Consider the following 21,683-nt stretch of genomic DNA (forward strand, 5'->3'; position numbering starts at 1 on the left):
GGACAACCCATGTTCCCAATCTAAGACAGAGGGGCCTTCCCCCCGGAGATCTAATAACGAATTAGCTCCGCAAAGGGGGTCCCGCGAAAGAGACTCCGGTCGTGAAAATATCTTGACGAAGACAACTATGAACCAGGATGAAGAAAAAGAAGCCACCGACGCACCGGAGGATAAGAGGAGAGGTCGCCAAGAAGCAAACAAGCGCTGTCTAATCCTTAACCCGACGAGTGGCACTGCCGATCATATTGACAAGGTACGCCGTCTTGGGACGGATTGGGGATACCACATTAAGGAAACAGAACGTGAAGGACATGCGGTCGCACTCACACGGGAAGCCGTCACAGATGGTGTCGACCTACTGGCCGTCGCTGGAGGTGATGGGACCCTTCACGAAGTAATCCAAGGTCTTGTTGACGCAGATGCACTTGACGAGGTGACCCTCGGTGTCCTCCCAGCAGGTACAAAGAATATCTTTGCAACGAACATTGGGGTTACGGGTATCCAACAGGGGTTCGAAGTACTCGAGTACGGGGATCGACGACGCATCGATGTTGGGTTCGCCGGGGATGAGCCGTTCGTCATGTCCTGTATTGCTGGATTGCTTGCGAATGCGAGCGTAGCAACGTCTGGAGAGCTGAAAGAGCGCTTTGGTTCACTGGCATTCGTTATCACCGGCGTTCAAGAGGTTTTGACATTTGACGGGCTCAACATTGAGATTACTGTGGTTTCGAACGGGGAAGAGACAACTTGGACGGGGGAGGCATTGTGTGCGCTCGTCGGAAACGTCCGCCGCTTCGTAAAACAGGGCGGTCAGGCGAACATGGAGGACGGTCTCTTTGACGTGGTGATTGTCAAGCAGATGCCTACGAGCGATCTCCTCATCGAGGCGGTGGCCCACCGATTGCTCGGTCATGATACCGAGCACGTATCCCATGTGCAGGCAAGGCAGCTAGAAATCGACGAGTTACACGGTGAACCGATCGAGTTCAGCCTCGATGGTGAACCAAGTTCCCACGAACGGCTGGTGCTACATGTCTGTTCAAATGCACTTACCGTCTGTGTAGGCTCAGAATACGACCCCGAACCAGTGGAGAAGTAATGCATCTCTACCCTCAACCGATTACTCAGGGCGATTCTAACCTCTACTGAGAGGGGGAGACCCTTCGACGTATCTCAGCCGATAGTCCTGTCTCGTCTCCTGGCCCGTCGCGGGTACTATCGGTTTTTGATGCCATGGTCATTCGAGCGGGATTCGACGATTCCGCATCGGTCCACCACAGTCGGGACACTGGCCGGGGCTGGTCTCTGCGATGATGATATTCCCACAGTCGAAGCACTCGTAGGGGGTTTCTTCGTCCGATTTGGGGTCGACATCTCTCATTGGAGTTCACGAGTGCCAGCACGCAGCTCGGGGCACTCTGGATATGAATCAGACGTATATAAGGGAATATTCGGCTGTTGATTAACAAACCGTTTCCGAAATCAGGGGTTCGTTATCTAACCGCCTCAGCAGAAGCAGCGACGGGGAGATTATTCTCTTCGAAGAGCGTCGCAAACAGTTTGCGTTGGACAGTCCGAGCATGCTTATAGAAGGCAGGTGGAGAGATCCCCAATGTCGCTGCCACGTCTTCACCGGTGCTCTCGCGTGGTGACTCGAAGTACCCACTGTAGTATGCAGTCTGGATCACCTCGAGTTGTCGCTCGGTCAGCTTGTCGAGGAACCGCGAATAGAGATCGTGTGCTGCGGTCTGATCGAGCGTCTGCTTGGCGCGGAGTTCGACCGTGGAGAACGTCTCCCGGACGAGTTGGGTGATCGTTCGGACATCGATGCTGTCCGGAATGTCAATGACGAGCGTCGTCGTGGTTGAATCAGCCGTCGCTTCGCGGAACACGGCGCCGTGATCGGCCAGCTCTAAGGCGAGGAACGGCTGCGTAAGCCGGAGCCGCAAGACGCCGCCATCTCCATCGGTACTGATTGTCTGGACATCATCGATCGAAACCATGTGCGAGGCGGCTTCTGCGACGTCCTCCAGAGATGCGTCTTCGACAGTGACAAACACGTAACTCCCCTCTGTAGATTGTTGGACTCCGCCCTGATACGAGAGTGTGCATCCTGCGTCCCGTGCGAGCCGTGAGAGGACGAATGCCGGATCATCGATGGTGAACTCGACACGCGTCATTGATGTCGTGAGCAGCGCATTCTTCCGCTCGATCGCACTGAGAGCAGACGCGATGGTTTCGCCGAGTTCACCCAGGACGGCCTTCGTCGTGTCGTCGAACGCATCCTGAGTCGGTGCGTAGACCGTCAGTACCCCGTGCGTGAGATCATTGTACACGAGGGGGATACTCAATACAGAGAGGTAATCGCGAGCGAGCGCGTCTTTGCGCCACGGTTCGTCACGGAGCCCGGCAGCGACGTTTGTCACCATCGTCACGTCGCCAGTGGCCGCGGTTTGTCCGGCTGGCTCTGCATTTGCCACGTCGATGGCAAACGACTGGCTATCCAGATATCCCTGTTCGGAGCCTGCCCAGGCCTGTGGCTCGACGGTATCGGTCGCCGGGTCAACCGTACCTATCCAGGCGAACCTGAACCGGTCATCGGCGGTCAACAGTTCACAGACTGTATGATCGATCTCCTCTCGTGTTTCGGCTTGTACGAGTGCTTGATCGATTTCCCGAATCGTCTCGTTGATGCGGTTCAGGGCGGTGAGCTGTTCGTTTTGCTGTTGGAGTGTGCGATCCTGTTCACGGAGTCGGGACTCTCGTGTGACGCGGTCGAGGGCTGCCTCGGCGGTTGCGGCGAGGAGATCGGCCAGCTCCCGGGTTACGTCATCGAAGACGCCGACTTGGTCCGAGCCAGCGATGAACACGCCGTGGTTGCCGAGTGGAATGTAGGTTGCACTGCGAAGATCAGTCGCCCGGTTTTCGAGTCGATCAGCTTCGTGGACATCGTCGAAGAACAGCGCTTCGTCCTCGACGAAACTGTAGCTCGGGAGCGTTTCTCCGTCGGCATGAACGGTGGGGAGCGGTCCGTTGAGTTCTTTTATCGTGTCCGAGTGTGCTGCGGGCCGAAGATCGTTGGCATCGGCATCAAAGAGATAGACCGCACTCGTATCCAAATTGAGGACGCCGGATGTATCGTCGACGATGTGCTGGGCGATTTCCTGGTGGGTTTCGGCGTATAGAAAATCACGGGCGGTCTCTTGGAGGGTTGCGAGTGCCTCCTCGCGTTGTTTGCGTTTCGTGATATCCCGGCAGCTGAAGAGGAGCGTCCCGTCCTGAATCGATACTTTGCGGACGTTAACGAGGAGCGTGTGCTTACGACCAGCCTTGTCCGTTGCCGTGGTTTCGATGTTCTTGAGAACACCGTCTTCGACGAGTTCGGCGCGATCGAAGAGATCCTCACCCAGGAGATCGTCGATTGTCCCTTGTTCGTGAATCTCATCAGCCGTGTAGCCGAAGATGAAGTGGACGTTGGGACAGACGTACGTGTACTCGCCCTTTTCGTTCGTGATGAGGATGGTGTCGGTCATGTTGTTCAACGTAATACGATGGAGCTCCTCCGATTGTCGGAGATCCCGTTCGAGGTCAACACGTTCGGTGATGTCGACGCCGTCGACGACGACCGAGACCAGTTCACCACGTTCGTTCTCGACAGGGCGGACGGAGAGATCGATGACGCGCGGATCATTGATGCCCAGCGGCTGTTGGACAACTGCATTGCCGAACGACCCGCCGAGTGCCTTCTCCACGAGATGTTGGACGTCAGCGTTCGCCGCGTTCAGTTGTGACCACCACGGGAGCGTCCAGAATGGTTCGCCAACGATCGTGTCGATATCCTCGTTGATCATCTCCCGTGCGGTCTGGTTTACACGAGCGAGCGAGCCATCTGGATCCAGTACCCAGGTCGCCGTCCGAGAATCGTTGAATATCGCGTCGAACTGTCTGGCTCGCTCTCGTTGCGTGGTCGACCGCTGTGCGGACCGTATTGCACGTTCAGTTCGTTCGATGATTTCGTCGGTCCTCTGCTCCGCTGAATCTGTGAGCGCGATGTAATCGGTGACGCCGGCTTCGATGGCCTCACTAGCTATGGCTTCGTTCCCGACGGCAGTACCGAGTAGAACTGGAAGCGTGGTGGTTTCGGTGCGGACCTCCCTGAGGAGCTTAATTCCGGTTGTCTCCGGCAGCATGCACTCGCTAATGAGACAGTCTATAGCCCCCTTCTGAACGACATCAACCGCCTCCGATTTGGTTTCAACCGTTTGAACAGTTGCGTTAGTCCGTGTTTCGAGCAACGCTACGAATTGCGTGATCCACTCGCTTGCCCCGACAAGCAAGACGGTCGACGAATCGAGGACGGTTGAAGGGGACACCATTATTCGAAAGCTGGAGGCCAGCAGGAATGCAACTTGATGTCCATTCGAGCCTGGGCCCTGTTCTGCTGTGAGACTGGATTGAGACTCATGCTCGTAGCTAGTCAATGATTAAATATACATAGTTCCCCCTATGTACGTGTCCAGTCGACGTGCCCGATCAGACAGGCAAAATTAGGTCGCTGGAGGGGACTGTCTGATTTCCTTTCAGCTCATTGAATAACTTCGGTAGGTAACCTTGACTTCGGGAAGTCACATGAAAAATATCTATCTAGTTCACGTTTGGTACGCAAAGGCGCTGTTATAGTGGGGGACCGCTATCGGTGATCGAGAAGGGCCACATCAGTGGGTCGCTCGCATTAACACAACTGAGGTAGCATGTGCGAGAGACCCTCATAATATCGAATAGGATCGCCGTTTTCGCGTTGGGTCGTCCGCTCGAGTGTGACGTGATTACTGAGCCGACGAGCAAACTAAGATTTCGTGTCTGGCTCGATATCATTCCTTTCAGCCCATTGTTCGTATTGCTTGTATACATCCCCCGCGGCCACCGTACTTTCAGCGTCCTCAATGAGGTGGAGATCCGCGAACCGCTCGACGACTGCATCTGGGTCATCCGCAATATCCTCGATCGGCGGCGCTTCTGCTTGTTGAGCAGTCTCACTCTGCTGGTCCGCAGCTCCCCCATCTCTGCTCGATGTCACTGTCTCGAATAGTTTCTCTAGGGAGTGCGTTTCCCCGTCGGAGTATACGACCGGCTCACCCCCCTCATGAAGGATGACGATAGCGTACGACTCATGGCTGTATTCGGGCGTCGGGAGTTCATTGTCAGGGATGAATGGTTTCTTGATGCGCACCCAGTCAGCCTCGAACGCCGCCTTCGTGTCGTAAACATGTTGCTCACCATGTTCATACACGACGTACTCATCGGCTGCATGGTCGTAGCTGTAGATGGCAGGGACGCGGTCTTTCGATATATCCGCGAGCGTTGAGAGACGCATGTACTCGGTCCCATTGCCATCTTTGAGTACAAGGTCGTCTTCTTCGCGCCCCCTGACGGTTCGCCCAGAGTCCATCTCGCCAGCCGTAGGTCTGACCGCCGTTACGCCACCTTGTTCGGTCGCACCACCGTTGAAGGTGAGATGCTCGTCGACTTGGCGAGTCCTGCCTGTTCGAGGCCCTAACAGTAAGGACGTGCGAAGCGGACTACGTTGCACGTTTCAGAGAAGTGGACCGCCCGATAGCTTCGTCCCCTCGGCGACTACAACCGGGATTTCAATCACACGCCAGAATCGTTTTCGTGTCAGCCTCTATACTTCAGATCGTTATGGACTCTCTGGGGATCCGTCCTCAAACAGACAGGGTCAAGACGTCGGGAGGTGACGACTGGTGAGTGTCGAAGAGCCGTCAGTCGCTCTCCGAGAGCGGGCCAAACAGAACTACGAACGCGTGAAAAACGAGGTTATCTCGGAGGAAAAGCGGTCGATTCTGTCGGAGTATCGAGCCGACGACTTCGACGGCGTGCTGCTCATCGCGACGGCACCGAGAGGGGGTAGCAGCCTCCTTTTCGATATCCTTCGTCACCACGAGGGAACGTGTAGCCTCGACGGCGAACACGACAGGTGGTTCACTCTACACGGGATCGGTTACCCCGCGCTGGAGTCCGACGTCGTTTCGGCCGACTTCGAGTCGTTCGATAGGGAGAAACTCCTGACTGATCTTCTCGCCGAGGTCGGTGCGACCGACCGGTCCGGCGACCGAACGCATCGTGTGGATAACACGCTCCTCCGCCTTCCGTTGCAGTTCCCCGACCGAGACCTCCCCTACGAGCAGATACGCGAACAACTGCTCGAGGGAGCGTCGCTCGACGAGATACTCGAAGGATTCGGAATCCCCCCGTTGCAGTACGATGAGTATGCGGAGCGAGATTCGAGCAGTCCGTTCGAGGCCGAAACGATCGAGGACCGGCCGTTCGTCTCCTCGCATCGGTACAAGCGCGGTCTCACAGCAGACGATTTCGATCGGACGCTCGTCCTGAAAGCGAGCGGCGACGCGTACCGGCTCCCGTGGATCCGCGAGCAGTTATTCCCCGAGACCGACGTCAAAGTCGTCCATCTCACACGCAACCCAGCAGCGTCGACCAACGGGCTCTACGACGGGTGGCGGCTGAACAGGGGGTTCCAGACGTACAACGTGGGAGATCTGGATATCGACGGATACGACGGCTCGTTGTGGTGCTACGACCTCCCGCCGGGTTGGGTCCGCGAAGGGAAACTCGTCGACGTCTGTCTGATGCAGTGGGCGCAGGCCCATCGCCACATCCTCGATAACCGCGACGCGTTCGGGGACGTCCTTCGAGTCCGGTTCGAGGATCTTCTCACCGACACCCGCTCCACCGTCGAGGAGATCGTCGAGTTCGCCGATCTCGGCGAGTCGGAACTGCTCTCTGAGAACGTCGGGAACCCCAACAAGGTGATGACGACAAAAGAGCCGAGACACGCTCGCTGGCGAGATAGGGAGGAATTTGTCAAGAGCGCGCTCGCCCGGGCCGACGAGCCGTATACCGAGGTCGTCCGGGAGTTGGGATACACGGAGGAGTCAGAGTGGATCTGAGTGACACAGCGAAGGATGGGACAGTAGCACGGCGAGTCGCGTCGTTCGCTGAGACAACGACCGTCGAGACCGATGGCAAGGAAGTCCACAACCACAGTAAACGAGACGAATTCATGTCTAACGAGACGCCGAATACGGAGTCGATACCGACCCGGGCGCACAGTATCGAAACCACCGATGACGAGATTCAGAACAGCATGGACGGACTCTGCTGTATTTCGCTTCCGGGGGAGATCGACTGATGTCCGGACAAACGATATGGCTTTTCGGACTGCCGTGTTCCGGAAAGACGACCCTCGCCGAAGGATTGGTCGGCCCGAGCACGGTCCATCTGGACGGAGATTATCTCCGAAATACCCTCAATTCCGACCTCGGTTTCTCCAAGGAAGATCGAACCGAGAACCTCAGGCGAGCCGCCGGAGTTGCACAGGCGTTGAATGACCAGGGATTCGACGTCGTCGCGTCGTTCATCACCCCGTACCGCTCTCAGCGAGAACTGATCGCCGAGAAGGTTGAGGACGTCTCGTTCGTCCACGTTGATGCACCCGTCGAAGTGTGCGAGGAACGGGACGTGAAGGGGATGTACGAGCAGGCGCGCAAAGGAGAGATCGAGGGTTTCACCGGTATCGACGCACCGTTCGAGGAGCCGGCAGAAAAGGAGATCGGACTCGCGGTTCGGACGGCGAGGCGCTCAGAGGAAGAGAGTATCAAGAAGATCAACAGAGAACTGGAGTTCAAATTCGATCCGAGTCACATCTTCATCGGTCGCTGGCAGCCGCTCCACGATGGACACCGAACGATCATCGACTCCGCCGCCGATAACGGAAAAGACGTCGTCATCGCCATCCGCGACACCGAACTCAGCGAAAAGAACCCGCTCACCGCACAGGAGCGCCGAGAGCTGATCGAGGACGTCTACGGAGACCATCAGAACGTGGACACGATGATCATTCCGGACGTCGATACGGTCGCCATCGGACGGGACGTCGGGTATTCGGTCGTCTCGGTCCCGGAAGAGGTCGCAGAGATCAGCGGAACAGAGACGCGCGAGCAATACGAGAAGAGCGAACTTCTCGCTGGACAGCATCTCGAGGAATGACTCGTCATCGTCATCTCGACCATGGATAAGACAGGGCTGCTGTTCGACCGGTCCGAGTTACAGAACGCGATAGAGGCGGGAGAGCTCACCGCGTGGAAGAAAAAGAGATATACCTCGTTCAGGGAGACGATGCGGGAGACTCGCTATCCGTGTCACTTCGCGGTGAACGCGGAACGTAACGATACCGCTCGTTACCTCTTCGTCGGGAGTCCTCGTGACCGTGATGCGCTCTTCAAACTAAAAGAGGGGCTACAACAGTATCTCGAACGGTATCGGTCGATAGCCGAACGAACGACCTTGGTGGTGTTTTTCGAACCTCCCGACGGAGATCAGAGCGAACAGGAGTACCGTGACCGATTCTGGAGGGTGCTTGAGTTCCTAAACGAACGGGATCCGGAACCGTGGCCCAGTGACGTTCCCGAGGACCCGACTGATCCGGAGTGGGAGTTTTGCTTCTGCGGAGAGTCGATGTTTATCGTCGGTCGCGCTCCGTTCTATACGGATCGGAAGAGCAGATATACGCCGTACGGACTGGAGATAACGATACAGCCGCGGAGAGTTCTCGACGATATCAGCGGAGATACGACGGAGGGCCAGCGTGTCCGGTCGATTATCAGAGACCGGTTAGAGGACTACGACGATGTATCTCCTCATCCGGACATCGGTGACTACGGCGATCCCGATACTCGAGAGTGGAAGCAGTATCTGCTTCCAAAGTCCGACGATGAAAGTATGAGCGAGTTCCCCTTCGAGATAGATGCCGGATGATCAGAGCACAGTGGCAGATAACGGATATTCCGTGAGGCCCTTCGCAGAAAATACGTAATCGGAGATATTCTACCGTGGAGAGTGTGGACGTACGAGTTTGTTTCCGAGTCCAGACTCGGTGTCGACGTGATATTCCCACTCACCTCCGTACGCGGGAGGTCGCTCCCCCGTGTACCTGGGGTCGGTCTTGTGGACCGTGATGAAGTTATACGTGCCGTTGTCATCGTACCCCTTGCAGTTGATCGCGCTCTTTATCCAGCCTGTGTCGAGGAACGGTGTGTTCCCGTAGGTCCCTCGGTATTGGATTTTGTACTTACAGACGGTTAGGGTCTCTTGGTCCAGTTGGTCCACACTGCGGGCGGCTCCGCCAGGGTTCCCTGGTCGGCCGTCGCCGTAGTCCATGTACTAATCACCGTTTGCGTCGTAGGCGTAGAGTGCTTTGTAGTTCCCTGTGACGACTTCGCCTTCGTCTGGGAAGCCGTTGCGGTCCTCGTCTTTGAATTTACTCTTCGCAGTTTGTGCAGTGGCCGTGGTCGCTGGAAAGGCCAATATGGCTGTCGTACCGAGAAGGTACTTGAGTGCGGTACGGCGTGAGGGAGAGGCCAGTCCGTTGTGTGCCATTCGGGTTCACCGAATCTAAAATGATTGATAGAGACATATGCTTGCCTAAACGTGAGGTACGTACTGACAGTTTGTGTGTCGGTTCGTGCGTCAGATAGCGGCCATGATCCCTCTCAAAGTGTTGCCCAGAGTCGAAAGCAAGTCCAAGAAGTCTAACGGGCGGCTCAAGGGCTGATTCCGTCACGATAGTAATCATATCCCGGTGACCGATATTCGGACTACTAAACAGGATCAGACTATCTAGGTCTGGCTCTTGAGTAGCCGATTCTGTGGAACGGACTGTTTGCTCTGAACCAGTTTGAGCTGTCGTTGATTCCGCCTTGGAGTCGGCATGCGTGCTCGGAGATGGTGTTGGATGGGAGGGAGACTCTGAACGACGGGAAGAATATGATATCGCCGTATATACAACCAAGTGTCGGTATTTCCTTGAAGGCTCTTTAAAAACTCGTGAATACCGAGTCGGTGCTCGATAAAGGAATACGACCTTCGGTGTGAGACACGGTTATTTAAGGCTCTCAGGCTCATTCGATGACGGATCTGTGGCAAGCAGAAGTCTTCAAAGGTTCCCGGAACGAACAACACAGTATGAGTGGCCACGGCGAAACCCCCGAAGAAGAGAGCGAGGAGGAACAAAGTCAAATAGTGACGGTTAGTCTCGGGGAGACCGTCTACAATGGCGATGGGGAAGTTCTGGGGGAGGCCCGCGGGATCGCAGAGGCCGGATTCTTTGTCTCGACTCGTGAGGGGGTAGAACGTCTGAGTATTGAACACGCCCGTTCGGGGCACGACTTCGGTGAAGCCGAGCTTATGTGGCGGTGCACCAACTGCGGCGAGATGGGCGAGATTGACAAGGGATTCCCGGAGATCTGTCCGAACTGCGGGACCGAAAAAGAGAATATCATGTACTGGACCGAGGATTGAAGAATCTCTGTCGTCTGCTGCGAAGCATACCTTCAGTTTGTGCACTACACAAAGCGGTTCAAGTAGTCTACAACAAAGAGAGTATGAAGGGTGGCATTGTGCGTCTCAGCGAGTTTGATTGCATGGGATTCCGCGTTCTTCGACGCAAGCGTGCCATCCGTACTACCAGAGTCAAGCCGGACATATTTGAAGCGACGGAATCAATGACGATCAGCCATCCAACCTCGTTACTAAGGCCTGTTAGACAACAGGCACTACCACTAACCGGATGAGCATTCAGTCACCGTAGTAGTATTCACCGCTTGATTTCTGTTTCTGGTCAAGCTGACTCCCTGGCTTATTCACTCGTGGTCTACCAGTTTGCTCATCCCGCCGAAACGTGATCCCGAGCGAGGAGAGAAATGCATTCATTCCAGCCCGCATTGCTTGTGGGGTACTTGCCTGCCCGCGGCGACCAGGTTCCCCGTCAAACACGATCAACCGGTCTGCCACCCGGTCGATAACGAAGAGGTCGTGATCAACGACCAGTACTGGGCAGTCTGTTTGTTTACTAAATTGTTGGACCTGGTCGGCGATGGACACTCGGTGGTTGACGTCCAAGAATGCCGACGGTTCGTCTATGAGATAGAGGTCCGCGTCACGCGCGAGACAGAGTGCAATACCAACACGTTGTAACTCACCACCCGAGAGTGAACCGAGGGAACGATCATACAGCGGTTCAAGTTCGAACGGGTCTTGGATTCGCGTCGTGAAGGACTGTGAGTGAATATCTGCGACCGTTGTGAACCGCTCACGAACCGTTTCGTCGCTATCCGGTGTAATGTACTGTGGCTTGTACGACACTGTCACCTCATCCAGACCGGTTCCGTTGTCGGCATCTATACTTCCAGTAAGTAATTTCACGAACGTCGTTTTACCAAGCGCGTTCTCCCCAACGATACCAATCGTCTCACCGGCATGTACCTGTCCGAGTTCGACTCTAAGCGAAAATTCCCCGAACGCTTTTTCCAATTGTGGATAATTGAGGACTGGCTCACCCGACTGGACACCACGCTCGCCGGCCGTGGGAAAGTCGATTGAGTTCCGTCGAATCTGGACGTTCTCCTCTTTCAGCCGACCATCCAGGAACTGGTTGATGCCTGTTCGAACCGCTAATCGTTGAGCGACGACACCGAACCCACCTGGTTCACCGTACAATACGTGGATCGCGTCGGAGAGGAGGTCTAGTGTCGCTAGATCGTGTTCGACGACAAGTGCCGCTGCATCCGTTTCCTGGACGTGGCTGCGGATTGTCCGCGCGACTGACAACCGCTGTTCGATATCTAGAAACGACGATGGTTCGTCGAACAGATAGAGATCCGCATCGGTCGACAAGGTGACCCCGATCGCAACCCGCTGACGTTCGCCACCGGAGAGATCAGCCAGCGACCGATCCCGGATCGACCGAAGATCGAGTTCGTCAACGAACCGGTCTGGATCGTCCGAACGTGCAACAAGCAACTCATTCACCGTCTTGACATCGCCCTCGTGAAGTGCGTCGACACGTTGATTCTTATAGGCAGTCGTGACACTGTCATCTCGAAGCCGCTCAAGATGCGTCTGAAGGGTTGTCCCACGAAAAGATTCTATTGCCTGATTCCAATCGGTTTCCTCATTTGTGGTACCAAAATTCGGTACCAGCTCACCGGCCAGAATGCGGAGGACAGTGCTTTTCCCGATCCCGTTGCGACCGAGGAGTCCGACGATTCTACCATCTTCCGGGACAGGGAGATCGTGCATCCGGAATCCGTTATCGCCATACTGGTGAACAAGTTGGCCGGTTTCAGATGGAAGCGGGACAATCTGGATTGCGTCGTTCGGAATCTTCTTCTCAATGAGTTTGTGCTCGCGCATCACGTTCACATCATCGATGTGAAGTTCCCCGTCTTCGGTGACGTAGAAACCTTCGTAACCGGATCGATTCAGCGGATCGTATTTGACGGCAATGTTCCGTACCTCGTCGGTGACCTTGTCTTGGTCAATGATTGCGATGTATTTCTCAGTTCCAGAATTTGAAGGGGGCATCATAGATTGTACGAGTCTATGGTTCATGCCTTCATTAGTACCAGTACTCGCAAAGTCATTTGAAGCAGATACAGAGATCCGAACGGAGGTAATAGTTTGGTGTATGGACTTATCCTCGGTAGTCAGCGCGGCCGCCGATGATGGAATCTACCTGTACTGAGCATCTCTGATGATCAAATCACGCAAAGACGATGCTGTATTTGTGCGTTATATTCAGCACACTCTCGTCAAACTATCACCGATTGAGGGTTTCAACAGAGCCAGAACGTCGTGTTTCTCCCCGCACGCCGGACACCGGGTAGTGTCGCTCCCGTCGGCCGCTCTGTCGCGTTCGGTCTCGAATCGAGTGTTACATCGCTCGCAACTGAGTTCAGTCACGGATGTCCCCGCTCACCGCAGCGGTGGCACTCTCGGGAAGTGCCGTCGGGGGCGACATACCTCACCGGAATACCCGCCTCTCTGCGCGGGTCGCTGTTCATTCGGTCATCGCCTCTAGCATTTCCTCGAGGTTCTCTAGCCTGAACCATAGCCGCACGCACGCCGTGACCCCGGCCTCGGCGTTACCGAACTCGGCTTCGAGGGCGGCCAGCGTGTCGTCATCAAGGCCGCCGGTGGGGTTAGTCATCGCTACCACTCACGGCGTCCTGCCGGGCCGTCGAGCAGTGCGGCTGCGGCGGCCACGTCCTTCGCGTCAAAGTCTCGGAGCGTTAAGCGCGAAGCAACGTGTCCATCACTCTACTCACTAACGAACTCTATCCCTTCGGAGTCGTTCATGTCTTACGGAGTAACCGGGGACAGAGGATGCATCTGTCCGACTTTGGGGGTTGCGTCAGCAGGGACCTCACTTGCTCACCGCAATCCCGGGCGTCGAGAGAGGCGGTCAGGGTTCATCTGTATCCAATAGTTTCAGAATGAATGTAGCCCATCCTTTATCGTTTAGACACTCGCATTCGGATATCCTCGGCAGGCCGCAGCGTCGTCGCCATATCTAATTCAGGATCAGGGTCGGACAGGAGCTCAAACTCAGTCGACTGAGCGGGGATTGACGATGGGATGGTAGTTCGATGAGTACGAGGGTGTAAGTAGGAGATAGACGACTGGTCAAGCATGGCGACGTTCGAAGTATTCCAGGATTCAGCAGGAGAGTGGCGGTGGCGGCTCGTCGCGCCGAATGGGAAGATCATCGCGGACAGCGGCGAAGGTTATCAGTCGAAACAGGGTGTGGAACGGGGTATCGATAGTGTGAAACGGAACGCTGGAGGCGCCGACATCCAGTTTGTCGACGAGTAGTATTCGAAGTATTTCTGACGTGAATTCACGATAACCCGTCTATCGGTGATACATTGGGCCGTCACGGTCTCTACCTCCTGAACCCTCATCCGACCGGATAATGAAAGGGATGGGGGTATCATGGCCTCTATCGCCCGTTTCTGGTGGTCTCGTGGTTATCTTGTGAGTTATCTGTGGTCCACTTGCGGGTTCTAAGTAAGAAATGTTGTCCCGATTGCGTCATCCATTGGTTCCTGTTGCTGTCACAATCTTGTTCACCATACCCTGGCTGTGGGTGTTCCAAGCCTACGGTGGGTACGGTGCCGTTCACCCCGGCAAGAACATCACGCCCGTCGTGGCGGTCGTTGTCGCGGGCCTCGGGATTCTGGGAGCGTCGTTTATCCTGGCGTGGGCGGCGGAGACGGCGGAGAAGGACGTTCCGCAGGCGTTCGCTATCGCGGTGCTCGCAGTGCTCGCCGTCGCACCCGAGTATGCCGTCGACGCCCTCTACGCGTGGGAGGCCGGACAGGGTTCGATGAAAGCAGCGAACCTCGCGGTTGCGAACATGACGGGCGCGAACCGTATCCTCATAGGACTCGGTTGGGCCGGTATCGCTTTGTTCAGCATCTACCGCGCCACCCGATCCCCCGACTCTGCAGTCGAAAAACGTGATGGCCTGCTCGCGGACGCCGTCAGTCTGGACCGTGGCATCTCCCTCGAGATCACATTCCTGCTGGCGGCAACCGCCTTCGCGTTCCTCGTTCCGCTCGGCGGCGGTATTGGCCCTCTCGATACGCTCGTCCTCGTCGGGTTGTACGTGCTCTATCTCGTCGTTATCGTTCGTGGCGAGGTCGAAGCATCCGAAGCCCACGGGAGCGTCCCCACATACTTTCAAGACTTCTCGAAACTCGGGCGTGTAGTTGTGGTGCTCACAGGATTCGTGTTCTCCGGTGCGGTCATCTTCACCGCTGTCCACCCATTTGCTGAAGGCCTTGAACAAGTGGGATTGCGGTACGGGGTACCGGAGTTCTTCATGATCCAGTGGCTCGCTCCGCTTGCCTCCGAGAGCCCCGAGCTCATCGTTGTCGCCTACCTCGTGAACAAGGCACGGTCGACGGCGGGGTTCAACGCACTCATCTCCTCGAAACTCAACCAATGGACACTCCTCATCGGCACCCTTGCCGTCGTCTACTCTATCTCCCTCGGGAGTGTGGGGACGCTCCCGTTCGACGGGAAGCAGGCCGCCGAAATCTGGATCACGGCTGCCCAGAGCCTATTCGCCATCGCAATCCTCACGAACTTCTCGATCAGTGCCCGCGAAGCCCTCCTCTTGCTCGGATTGTTCGCATCCCAGGTGCTCGCAGAATTCTACCTCGTCCAGACCTACCCGGAAGCAACAGCGACAGCGCTCAGTATCACCGTCCTCTACGCATACACCCTGCTCTACCTCGTGCTCGCTAGTGTGGTGTTTGTACGACGCCGACAGAGCGTCCAGCGCCTCCTCCGCCGGACGATTCAGGATATCCGGGAGGCACTCACAGTCCGTGGAGAGCAAGGACAGCCCGATCACGCGGACTGACTTAGAAGATCCGAGCAGAGGATTGGGCTGAATGCCAATTCTGTTAGCAGCTGAAGTTTCAGCGGGGTCACTTTGCTACGACACAACCGAAGCAGATCCGTTCACCAGCGATCGGACAGGCCACGAGTGTGAGTGGCCCTCTTGTTCGAGAAGAGCACGTAGCGTGAGGCCATTGAGCTGAGAAAGGTGCTCAGCGATCGCACTGTCCCTGTTCAGTTCGTACCACTGAGAATGCCCCGACTGGGCCGTCTGCTCAACGAGGCCAATTTTGATGAAGTCGTCCAAGTGGTTGTTACCTACGCCGAGGCGATGGCCGCGGACTGTACCCTGATCGGTGCAGCTCACCCGGAATCCGCTGCGAGTGAGGTCATCGGCGATGCGGGCTACCTCGCCGAGCCGAGCGTAGAGTCGATCATCGACAAAATAACTTGCACACTCGACGGCCACCGATCTCCCGAAGATCCGCTCGAACGGGCAACGCGGTTCGACTGGGACGCCGTCGCGGAACAAGCAGAGACGACGTACGAACGAGCAATCGCCGGTAAATAGTAACACTCGCGAGGGCTGTGTCTCGTCCGATGATTAATCGAGTGATCGTACGAATTCGTCGCTGGCCGTCCACTTCCCGCTCGAACTGAGTAGCGTGCAGTTCTCGTATACAATCGTCTCACCACTTCCTGCGGACTCGACGATGATTCGAAATTCGGCCTCGCAGGCGAACAGCGAGTGGATCTCGTCACCATGCGCGCTGCTGGTGAGCACACCGTCGATCAACTGCACATCAGCATCAGAATCACAACTGACGACGAGCGAGAGACTCCCGGAAAAAGACTGATCTGTCTCCTCGCACTCAACTCGAATCTCGTCCCCGTCCGAGGTGCTGAACTGTTTCATTAGACTGATGTTCGAGCGTCAACAGTCTATTTCCTCTGCTGGCTTTTAGAAAGGCAGGGGACGCCTTTGACCGCGAGGCTGTGCCGAATCTAGATCGAGTGCCGCCCTATCTTGTGAGGTATCTTGCTTACGCCGACTGGGATGTCTAGTCTAATTCACCAATGACCACCGTAACCGCGATTTCGACGGACGAGGCGCTACCCGTGACCTGCCCGAGCTGTCAAAACGTAATCCCGGTCAAGATGACCTCGAAGGTAGAATACACCGACTACAACCCAGACGGAATCATCGACGCCACCTGCGCACAGTGCGGGGAGCACTTCGCTGTCGGCTTTCGGCGACAACACGGGTGATTAGAGTCATAACGCGGAGGTCAACTACGATGATATGAATCTCTACCGGCGTTCCATCGACCTCAACGGTCGCCGAGGGCTCACTCCCACCGTCGGTGACGGCTACGACTGGGACCTCCGCCCGTAGATTCACGAGCGCCGTCCGACCGGTCTGGCCAGGTGTCTTCGAGAGTGGTGGTCACTCGTTGATAGTGGACTGTGGTCCTCGTCGCCAAATAGTCTCTTTCGGGTGGCATGAGTAAGTTTTGTTGGGAGGGTGGAAACGACCTGACTCCTTCAACCCTCCCTCTTCAAAAGTATTGGACAGCGTTAACATGTCATCCGGGATTCTCTGCCAGGATGTTCTACTTCGTCTTACGGCCCTAAGCCAAAGTGCCCTCACAGCCCAAAACCGCGCGACGATGCGCGGTTGTTCACTTCTAACGGTGGTGTCGACGTGGATGATTCCTCCGATACGACGATGGACGTTTGTGACCCCACTAGAGCAGGAGTCCATACCGAACTGGAGTTTGGCAGGTCATGGCCAGGGAGTTTCCGGCCGCTAGTCAATGACGGAATCGGAAACGTCCAATCCTTCCGCCAGGTTGTACACTTTAAAAAGCCAGTTGACACTATGAATCTGGTTTGAAGATGATTTTGTTTGTTTTATCTGGACGTCGCGAAGCCGTGGAGAGACTAACGCATTGTTCGTTACATCTCTCATGTTTACACGATGTAGGTGATCTATTAACCAAGCAGCTAGAAAAACACACAGTATCAATTGGAACTGTGTGTACACTTGGTATTTCGGCGCGGAGACATTCCTGAAACCACTTACCTGCAGTAATCTGGGTGAAGAGAACCACTCTCGCCAAACTAACTTTTACGACGGCCCCTTCTCACAGTTGAACTGTATAATAGCGAATTTCACTAGAAGATATCCTAAGATACGCCTTATAGAACTCTTATAGGCGACATTCGATACCGTTCACTTTCATTCACTAAGCAAATATACTCCTACCAATTATCTGTTGATTGTCCAATTACATCTATCTACTCATTCCTTCTATCCTTACTTATTCAAGTCGAAATGGGCTTTTGACGAGACGATGTATGCTTCTTCCCCATAAAGAGAGTTCGTAGACTCCTCGTTCTCCGACGCTGTGTCGTTGTAATATCCGTGAGCGCGCTTTTTTAGACATCTGAGATTACATACATAGAACTGTAATGCCAGCGTGTAGTATCGAGTGAATAGTAGGACGTGATGACTATCTGTTCTCTGGTTGTTTAGTTGCACCGGTGACGCCGGTCAGTGGCCGAATCAGACTCTTGTTTCGATCTCGTTTGGGAACCTATATTGTTGTGTTTTCCAAGCGGCACTGTCCGCATCAGTATGGGCATCAACCGGCAGGCGGGTGCGGACGTCCACGAAGTATCGGTCCCTCTATCTAGTCGGCGAGGATAACGGTAACCGGTCGAAATCAGCGCCGTTGAGGACGTGATGCGAGACTCACTAACTCCAATGCGGTCAATTAGGTGTTACACCCCCAATTTTGTAACTGCCCCGAACCATACAGTCTAGCCGTTCGATAGTTATTGAGATCGACCGATGATCGAGTACACGCCTCACCTGGACACTCGTTCAGACACGCTGAACAAGGATTTCGTCGACGTTGCCGATTGGTAGGTGTCTCAACGTCGGGACTCTCTCATTGGTGACCGGTAAACACATGTTCATTGCGCACATATACCTGATGATGCAAACGGCAATCAATCTGTTTACCCTCAGCGATCTCGAGAAGACACATACACTGCCAGAGGTGCTTGAATTGTGTGCAGACGCAGGGCACGACGGCGTTGAATTCCTCCATCGGTTCCCGGAAGCCGACTCGGAGGCTGTCAAGCGGACACTGGATTGACCGGTCTGGAGGTTCCTGGTGCACATCTCGGCCCGTTTATCAGCCTGGACGAACAGCCAGCCGAGCTCGAACGAACCATCGAATCGTACGCGGCCGTCGACTGTGGCGCCCTGGCGGTTTCCGTCGGCGATCGGGCGTACTTTGAGTCAGCCGACCGTATCGCAGAAATGGCCCAAAAATTGGAGTCACTCGCTGAGACAGCCGCAGGTTACGATCTCGACTTTCTCTATCACAACCACCACTGGGAGTTTCAGCCCCTCTCAGGGACTGATACGGCGATCTTCGACGTGCAGATGGCAGAAATCGACGACTCCGTCGGCGTCGAACTCGATGTCGGCTGGGTCGCTGCGGGTGGCGATGATCCGGTTAAGCGAATTGAGTCGCTGGGCGACCGACTCGAAATTCTCCACATCAAGGACGTTGATATTGCGGAGAAACGGTCCGTCGAGGTCGGGGAAGGTGACGTCGATCTCGCGTCCTGTGTCGATGCAGCACTGGCGACGGGCGTCGATTGGTTCGTCTACGAGCACGATGAACCGAGCGACCCACTCGCCTCCCTCGAGACCGGTGCTAGGTTCCTCTTAGACCTACAGTAGATCTTATATTTTTGAACCGGTAGCATCTTCGTCATAATACGCCGCTCTCTGTCACCTCCGAAAAACGACCGTTCAGCCTAGATGAACTACATTCTGATTCCTGGCCGATATCCTGATTTTCGTTTTAGAGATGTATATTTTACATATATGTCTGTGAGGCCGTTATTTTGTTCGAATATATACTAGACATACCCACAGTAATCTCTGTGACAGAAACGTACTTATCTGGTATCATTCCGCTATCTCTTCTCGTCGATGATTTCACATCAGCCGTCGTACGGCTGAGAGCGTCCCATATGGCCAGAATCGCTTCGGGTTCAGGTCGTCTGTGGCGATGTTCGAATAGGCTGAACAGGTCTGCCGCAGGACAGAGGGTTTCCTCAACCGATCGCATAGGTTCGTACGACACTGCAGCCTCAAATTGCTCTCTTCGCAGAGAGGAAACACTCATATCGATTCGGAAGGAAATCGGGATATGCAACAGTACGATGTCGTGGTGACCGGAGGGACACCTGCGGGCATCGGTGCAGCTGTCTGCGCCGCTCGATCAGACTTCGACACGCTCCTCGTCACGTACAACGACCACCTCGGTGGCATGATGGCGAGTGGGCTTGGGATGACGGACACATTATTGCATCCCGACAAGGGCCGCTCACCGGTTCTCGACGAGTTCTTCGAGCGGGTCGCGACACACTACCGGGAAGAGTACGGACCCGATTCGCCCCAGTATCGGACCTGTAACGACGGTCTCGCCTTCGAACCCCACGTCGCCGAAGAGGCGTTCGAGGCGCTCGTGGACGCAGAAGCGACGCTCGACGTCGAACGTGAGTGGCACCCGGTCACCGCGGAACGCTCCGGGCGGACCGTCTCGTGCGTCACGTTCGCCGCTTCTCAGGACGACCGGACGACGACAGTGAGCGCCGAAGCCTTCGTCGACGCGACCTACGAGGGTGATCTGGCCGCAACAGCGGGAGTCCCCTATCGGGTCGGTCGCGAGGGCCGCGAGGAGTACGGCGAACGCTTCGCCGGTACCGTGTTCACGGATGCCGACGACGTGACGACGATTGGGGCTGGCAGCACGGGCGAGGGTGACGAGGCCGTCCAGTCGTACAACTACCGCATCTGTCTGAGTAGCGATCCGGACAACATGCGTTACCCGGAGAAACCCGACGGCTATGACCGACGGGAGTACCTCTGGGTACTGCACGACCTCGAGGAGATGCGCGAACTGCTCGACGAACGGGGCGTCGAGGACCCCATGGCGTTCGGACTCTCGGACCGGTCGGCGCCGGAACTCTCGACCGCGATGCGGCGGTGGTACGACCGGGACGAACCCCCCGTCGCCGTCGACGACGACGACCGCTGGGTTCCGCTGACAGACGATGTGTACCGGGGCTCAGATCCCGTCGAAGACGAACTACTGCCGTTGCCGGCCCAGACGCGCCTGCTGGGCCGGACCCCCGAAGGGCTCGCGGGTGATATCCACCTTAACCAGGAGGGCGAGGAGTTCGTCTGGGGGAACCTGCCCAACGACAAGCGGGACATGAACGCGTGCGACCTCGTCGGCGAGTCCCACACCTATCCCGAGGCCGACTGGGAGACGCGCCGCGAGATAGCCCAACGGCACCTTGACTACGCTCTCGGCTTCATCTACTTCCTCCAGAACGACGACGCGGTTCCCGAACGCGCGCGGAGTGAGGCTCAGCAGTGGGGGCTCGCGACCGACGAGTTCGAGGACAACGACAACGAGCCGTTCCAGCTCTACGTCCGCGAGGCTCGCCGTATCGAGGGGCGCGAGACGTTCACGGAACACGACGCCTTCCTCGCCGAGGGGCTCAACCGCGCACCGGTCAACGACGGGTCGGTCGCCATCGCGGAGTTCCCGCTTGACCCCCACGACGTGAAGGCGGTCCGACGCACTGGGACCGCCTCGGACGGGCGATTCTTCCTGACCGAGTCGACCGTCCCGTCCCAGATCGACTACGGGACGATGCTTCCCGAGGGGCTCGACAATCTGTTGGTTCCGGTCGCACTGTCGGCCAGCCATGTCGGGTTCCAGACGGTTCGGCTCGAACCGACGTGGTTCCAACTCGGCGAGGCCGCCGGCGTCGCCGCCGCCCGCGCACTTCGGACGGACGCGCTCCCCGGGACGCTCGACACCGTCGACCTCCAACACGAACTGGCCGAAGCCGGGACGATGCTAACCTACTTCTCGGACGCCGATTCGACCGCCGAGGAGCCGTGGGCCGCTGCCGTTCAGGTCCTCGGCGCGAAGGGCTTCTTCGACGGCTACGCGGCCCGGCCCGGCGACCCCCTCGATACCGCGACGGCAGACGCGTGGGCCGTGGTGACCGCTGACTTCCTCTCCAGCGACGGTGACGCGGCGGAACGAGCCCGCCGACTGCCGACTCCCGAAGAGCGATCCGTCGCCGAACCGGTCGGCAGCGATGGTTTTCTCGCGGTGCTCGCAGACGAACTAGAAACTGACACCGACCCGGCGGCTGCTGCGTCAGAGGTTGGAGTCCCCGACGAGGTGACGCTCACCCGCGGCGAAGCCGCCCAAATCGTCTACAAGATAGTGACCGATCGTCGGGGTATCGACGTCTGAACGTAGCTGAGCCAGAGTCCGGTTAGC

20 protein-coding genes and 1 pseudogene are annotated in these 21,683 nt (G+C 56.4%); 13 read left to right on the forward strand and 8 right to left on the reverse strand.

What is annotated here, in order from left to right; translation table 11 throughout:
* Positions 1-127: 127 nt before the first annotated feature.
* Positions 128-1,099, forward strand: a complete 972-nt coding sequence (locus tag ACZ522_RS02150) for a diacylglycerol/lipid kinase family protein (RefSeq protein ID WP_379694699.1) — start codon at positions 128-130, stop codon at positions 1,097-1,099.
* A 138-nt stretch (positions 1,100-1,237) separates the two neighbouring features.
* On the opposite strand, the gene ACZ522_RS02155 is transcribed toward ACZ522_RS02150, so the two are convergent.
* The 3 genes from ACZ522_RS02155 to ACZ522_RS02165 form a co-directional block, all read right to left on the reverse strand.
* On the reverse strand, positions 1,238-1,381 hold the full coding sequence (locus ACZ522_RS02155; RefSeq protein WP_379694697.1) for a rubrerythrin-like domain-containing protein: 144 nt from the start codon (positions 1,379-1,381) through the stop codon (positions 1,238-1,240).
* 112 nt (positions 1,382-1,493) lie between these two features.
* Entirely contained in the window at positions 1,494-4,376 is a 2,883-nt protein-coding gene (locus ACZ522_RS02160; protein ID WP_379694694.1) for a bacterio-opsin activator domain-containing protein, read from the reverse strand.
* Positions 4,377-4,846: 470 nt separating this feature from the next.
* Positions 4,847-5,449, reverse strand: a complete 603-nt coding sequence (locus ACZ522_RS02165; RefSeq protein ID WP_379694691.1) for a hypothetical protein — start codon at positions 5,447-5,449, stop codon at positions 4,847-4,849.
* Positions 5,450-5,762: 313 nt separating this feature from the next.
* Between ACZ522_RS02165 and ACZ522_RS02170 the strand changes: the two genes are divergently transcribed.
* From ACZ522_RS02170 to ACZ522_RS02185, 4 genes are read left to right on the forward strand one after another with little or no spacing between them, the layout of a single operon-like run.
* Positions 5,763-6,986 (forward strand): hypothetical protein, encoded by a 1,224-nt coding sequence (locus ACZ522_RS02170; RefSeq protein WP_379694689.1) that lies wholly within the window; start codon positions 5,763-5,765, stop codon positions 6,984-6,986.
* Positions 6,977-7,228 (forward strand): hypothetical protein, encoded by a 252-nt coding sequence (locus ACZ522_RS02175; protein ID WP_379694686.1) that lies wholly within the window; start codon positions 6,977-6,979, stop codon positions 7,226-7,228. Before ACZ522_RS02170 ends, ACZ522_RS02175 begins: the two co-directional genes overlap by 10 nt.
* Entirely contained in the window at positions 7,228-8,085 is an 858-nt protein-coding gene (cysC, locus tag ACZ522_RS02180; protein WP_379694683.1) for an adenylyl-sulfate kinase, read from the forward strand. The genes ACZ522_RS02175 and cysC overlap by 1 nt, the downstream gene beginning before the upstream one ends.
* A 21-nt stretch (positions 8,086-8,106) precedes the next feature.
* Positions 8,107-8,853, forward strand: a complete 747-nt coding sequence (locus ACZ522_RS02185; protein ID WP_379694680.1) for a YqcI/YcgG family protein — start codon at positions 8,107-8,109, stop codon at positions 8,851-8,853.
* 69 nt (positions 8,854-8,922) lie between these two features.
* Here ACZ522_RS02185 and ACZ522_RS02190 read toward each other — a convergent pair whose 3' ends face one another.
* Entirely contained in the window at positions 8,923-9,255 is a 333-nt protein-coding gene (locus ACZ522_RS02190) for a hypothetical protein (protein WP_379694677.1), read from the reverse strand.
* 3 nt (positions 9,256-9,258) lie between these two features.
* The gene (locus tag ACZ522_RS02195; RefSeq protein ID WP_379694675.1) at positions 9,259-9,474 is read right to left on the reverse strand and encodes a hypothetical protein; all 216 of its coding nucleotides are present in this window, start codon (positions 9,472-9,474) and stop codon (positions 9,259-9,261) included.
* Positions 9,475-10,059: 585 nt separating this feature from the next.
* Between ACZ522_RS02195 and ACZ522_RS02200 the strand changes: the two genes are divergently transcribed.
* The gene (locus ACZ522_RS02200) at positions 10,060-10,395 is read left to right on the forward strand and encodes a TFIIB-type zinc ribbon-containing protein (RefSeq protein ID WP_379694673.1); all 336 of its coding nucleotides are present in this window, start codon (positions 10,060-10,062) and stop codon (positions 10,393-10,395) included.
* Positions 10,396-10,671: 276 nt separating this feature from the next.
* Here ACZ522_RS02200 and ACZ522_RS02205 read toward each other — a convergent pair whose 3' ends face one another.
* Together ACZ522_RS02205 and ACZ522_RS02210 are read right to left on the reverse strand one after the other, a co-directional pair.
* Positions 10,672-12,486 (reverse strand): ribosome biogenesis/translation initiation ATPase RLI, encoded by a 1,815-nt coding sequence (locus ACZ522_RS02205; RefSeq protein ID WP_379694671.1) that lies wholly within the window; start codon positions 12,484-12,486, stop codon positions 10,672-10,674.
* 448 nt (positions 12,487-12,934) lie between these two features.
* Positions 12,935-13,084 carry a hypothetical protein gene (locus ACZ522_RS02210; RefSeq protein ID WP_379694666.1) on the reverse strand — a complete coding sequence of 50 codons (150 nt, stop codon included), beginning with the start codon at positions 13,082-13,084 and terminating at the stop codon, positions 12,935-12,937.
* Positions 13,085-13,125: 41 nt separating this feature from the next.
* Here ACZ522_RS02210 and ACZ522_RS02215 point away from each other — a divergent pair.
* From ACZ522_RS02215 to ACZ522_RS02230, 4 genes and pseudogenes are all read left to right on the forward strand, one after another.
* Positions 13,126-13,170, forward strand: a pseudogene (locus ACZ522_RS02215) (hypothetical protein); the annotation flags it as partial.
* A gap of 396 nt (positions 13,171-13,566) precedes the next feature.
* On the forward strand, positions 13,567-13,749 hold the full coding sequence (locus ACZ522_RS02220; protein WP_379694664.1) for an HVO_2922 family protein: 183 nt from the start codon (positions 13,567-13,569) through the stop codon (positions 13,747-13,749).
* Between the two features lie 202 nt (positions 13,750-13,951).
* On the forward strand, positions 13,952-15,307 hold the full coding sequence (locus tag ACZ522_RS02225; protein ID WP_379694662.1) for a sodium:calcium antiporter: 1,356 nt from the start codon (positions 13,952-13,954) through the stop codon (positions 15,305-15,307).
* Positions 15,308-15,538: 231 nt separating this feature from the next.
* Positions 15,539-15,856 (forward strand): hypothetical protein, encoded by a 318-nt coding sequence (locus ACZ522_RS02230; RefSeq protein WP_379694659.1) that lies wholly within the window; start codon positions 15,539-15,541, stop codon positions 15,854-15,856.
* Between the two features lie 33 nt (positions 15,857-15,889).
* Here the strand turns inward: ACZ522_RS02230 and ACZ522_RS02235 are convergent, their stop codons facing one another.
* Positions 15,890-16,201 (reverse strand): hypothetical protein, encoded by a 312-nt coding sequence (locus ACZ522_RS02235; RefSeq protein WP_379694656.1) that lies wholly within the window; start codon positions 16,199-16,201, stop codon positions 15,890-15,892.
* A gap of 161 nt (positions 16,202-16,362) precedes the next feature.
* On the opposite strand from ACZ522_RS02235, the gene ACZ522_RS02240 reads away from it, so the two are divergent.
* The 3 genes from ACZ522_RS02240 to ACZ522_RS02250 all read left to right on the forward strand — a co-directional run bounded on the left by ACZ522_RS02240 (position 16,363) and on the right by ACZ522_RS02250 (position 21,656).
* Positions 16,363-16,554 carry a hypothetical protein gene (locus ACZ522_RS02240; RefSeq protein WP_379694654.1) on the forward strand — a complete coding sequence of 64 codons (192 nt, stop codon included), beginning with the start codon at positions 16,363-16,365 and terminating at the stop codon, positions 16,552-16,554.
* A gap of 1,894 nt (positions 16,555-18,448) precedes the next feature.
* Positions 18,449-19,048, forward strand: a complete 600-nt coding sequence (locus ACZ522_RS02245) for a sugar phosphate isomerase/epimerase family protein (RefSeq protein ID WP_379694651.1) — start codon at positions 18,449-18,451, stop codon at positions 19,046-19,048.
* 475 nt (positions 19,049-19,523) lie between these two features.
* Positions 19,524-21,656, forward strand: a complete 2,133-nt coding sequence (locus ACZ522_RS02250) for an FAD-dependent oxidoreductase (protein ID WP_379694648.1) — start codon at positions 19,524-19,526, stop codon at positions 21,654-21,656.
* Positions 21,657-21,683: the final 27 nt, after the last annotated feature.

This window comes from Halopelagius fulvigenes (assembly GCF_055398025.1).

Coding starts and splice junctions, on each gene's coding strand:
- ACZ522_RS02150 (WP_379694699.1), top strand. CDS start 128: ATGAACCAGGATGAAGAAAAAGAAGCCACCGACGCACCGGAGGATAAG.
- ACZ522_RS02185 (WP_379694680.1), top strand. CDS start 8,107: ATGGATAAGACAGGGCTGCTGTTCGACCGGTCCGAGTTACAGAACGCG.
- ACZ522_RS02210 (WP_379694666.1), bottom strand. CDS start 13,084: ATGACTAACCCCACCGGCGGCCTTGATGACGACACGCTGGCCGCCCTC.
- ACZ522_RS02220 (WP_379694664.1), top strand. CDS start 13,567: ATGGCGACGTTCGAAGTATTCCAGGATTCAGCAGGAGAGTGGCGGTGG.
- ACZ522_RS02155 (WP_379694697.1), bottom strand. CDS start 1,381: ATGAGAGATGTCGACCCCAAATCGGACGAAGAAACCCCCTACGAGTGC.
- ACZ522_RS02160 (WP_379694694.1), bottom strand. CDS start 4,376: ATGGTGTCCCCTTCAACCGTCCTCGATTCGTCGACCGTCTTGCTTGTC.
- ACZ522_RS02190 (WP_379694677.1), bottom strand. CDS start 9,255: ATGGACTACGGCGACGGCCGACCAGGGAACCCTGGCGGAGCCGCCCGC.
- cysC (WP_379694683.1), top strand. CDS start 7,228: ATGTCCGGACAAACGATATGGCTTTTCGGACTGCCGTGTTCCGGAAAG.
- ACZ522_RS02200 (WP_379694673.1), top strand. CDS start 10,060: ATGAGTGGCCACGGCGAAACCCCCGAAGAAGAGAGCGAGGAGGAACAA.
- ACZ522_RS02165 (WP_379694691.1), bottom strand. CDS start 5,449: ATGGACTCTGGGCGAACCGTCAGGGGGCGCGAAGAAGACGACCTTGTA.
- ACZ522_RS02235 (WP_379694656.1), bottom strand. CDS start 16,201: ATGAAACAGTTCAGCACCTCGGACGGGGACGAGATTCGAGTTGAGTGC.
- ACZ522_RS02195 (WP_379694675.1), bottom strand. CDS start 9,474: ATGGCACACAACGGACTGGCCTCTCCCTCACGCCGTACCGCACTCAAG.
- ACZ522_RS02250 (WP_379694648.1), top strand. CDS start 19,524: ATGCAACAGTACGATGTCGTGGTGACCGGAGGGACACCTGCGGGCATC.
- ACZ522_RS02225 (WP_379694662.1), top strand. CDS start 13,952: ATGTTGTCCCGATTGCGTCATCCATTGGTTCCTGTTGCTGTCACAATC.
- ACZ522_RS02205 (WP_379694671.1), bottom strand. CDS start 12,486: ATGAACCATAGACTCGTACAATCTATGATGCCCCCTTCAAATTCTGGA.
- ACZ522_RS02230 (WP_379694659.1), top strand. CDS start 15,539: ATGCCCCGACTGGGCCGTCTGCTCAACGAGGCCAATTTTGATGAAGTC.
- ACZ522_RS02240 (WP_379694654.1), top strand. CDS start 16,363: ATGACCACCGTAACCGCGATTTCGACGGACGAGGCGCTACCCGTGACC.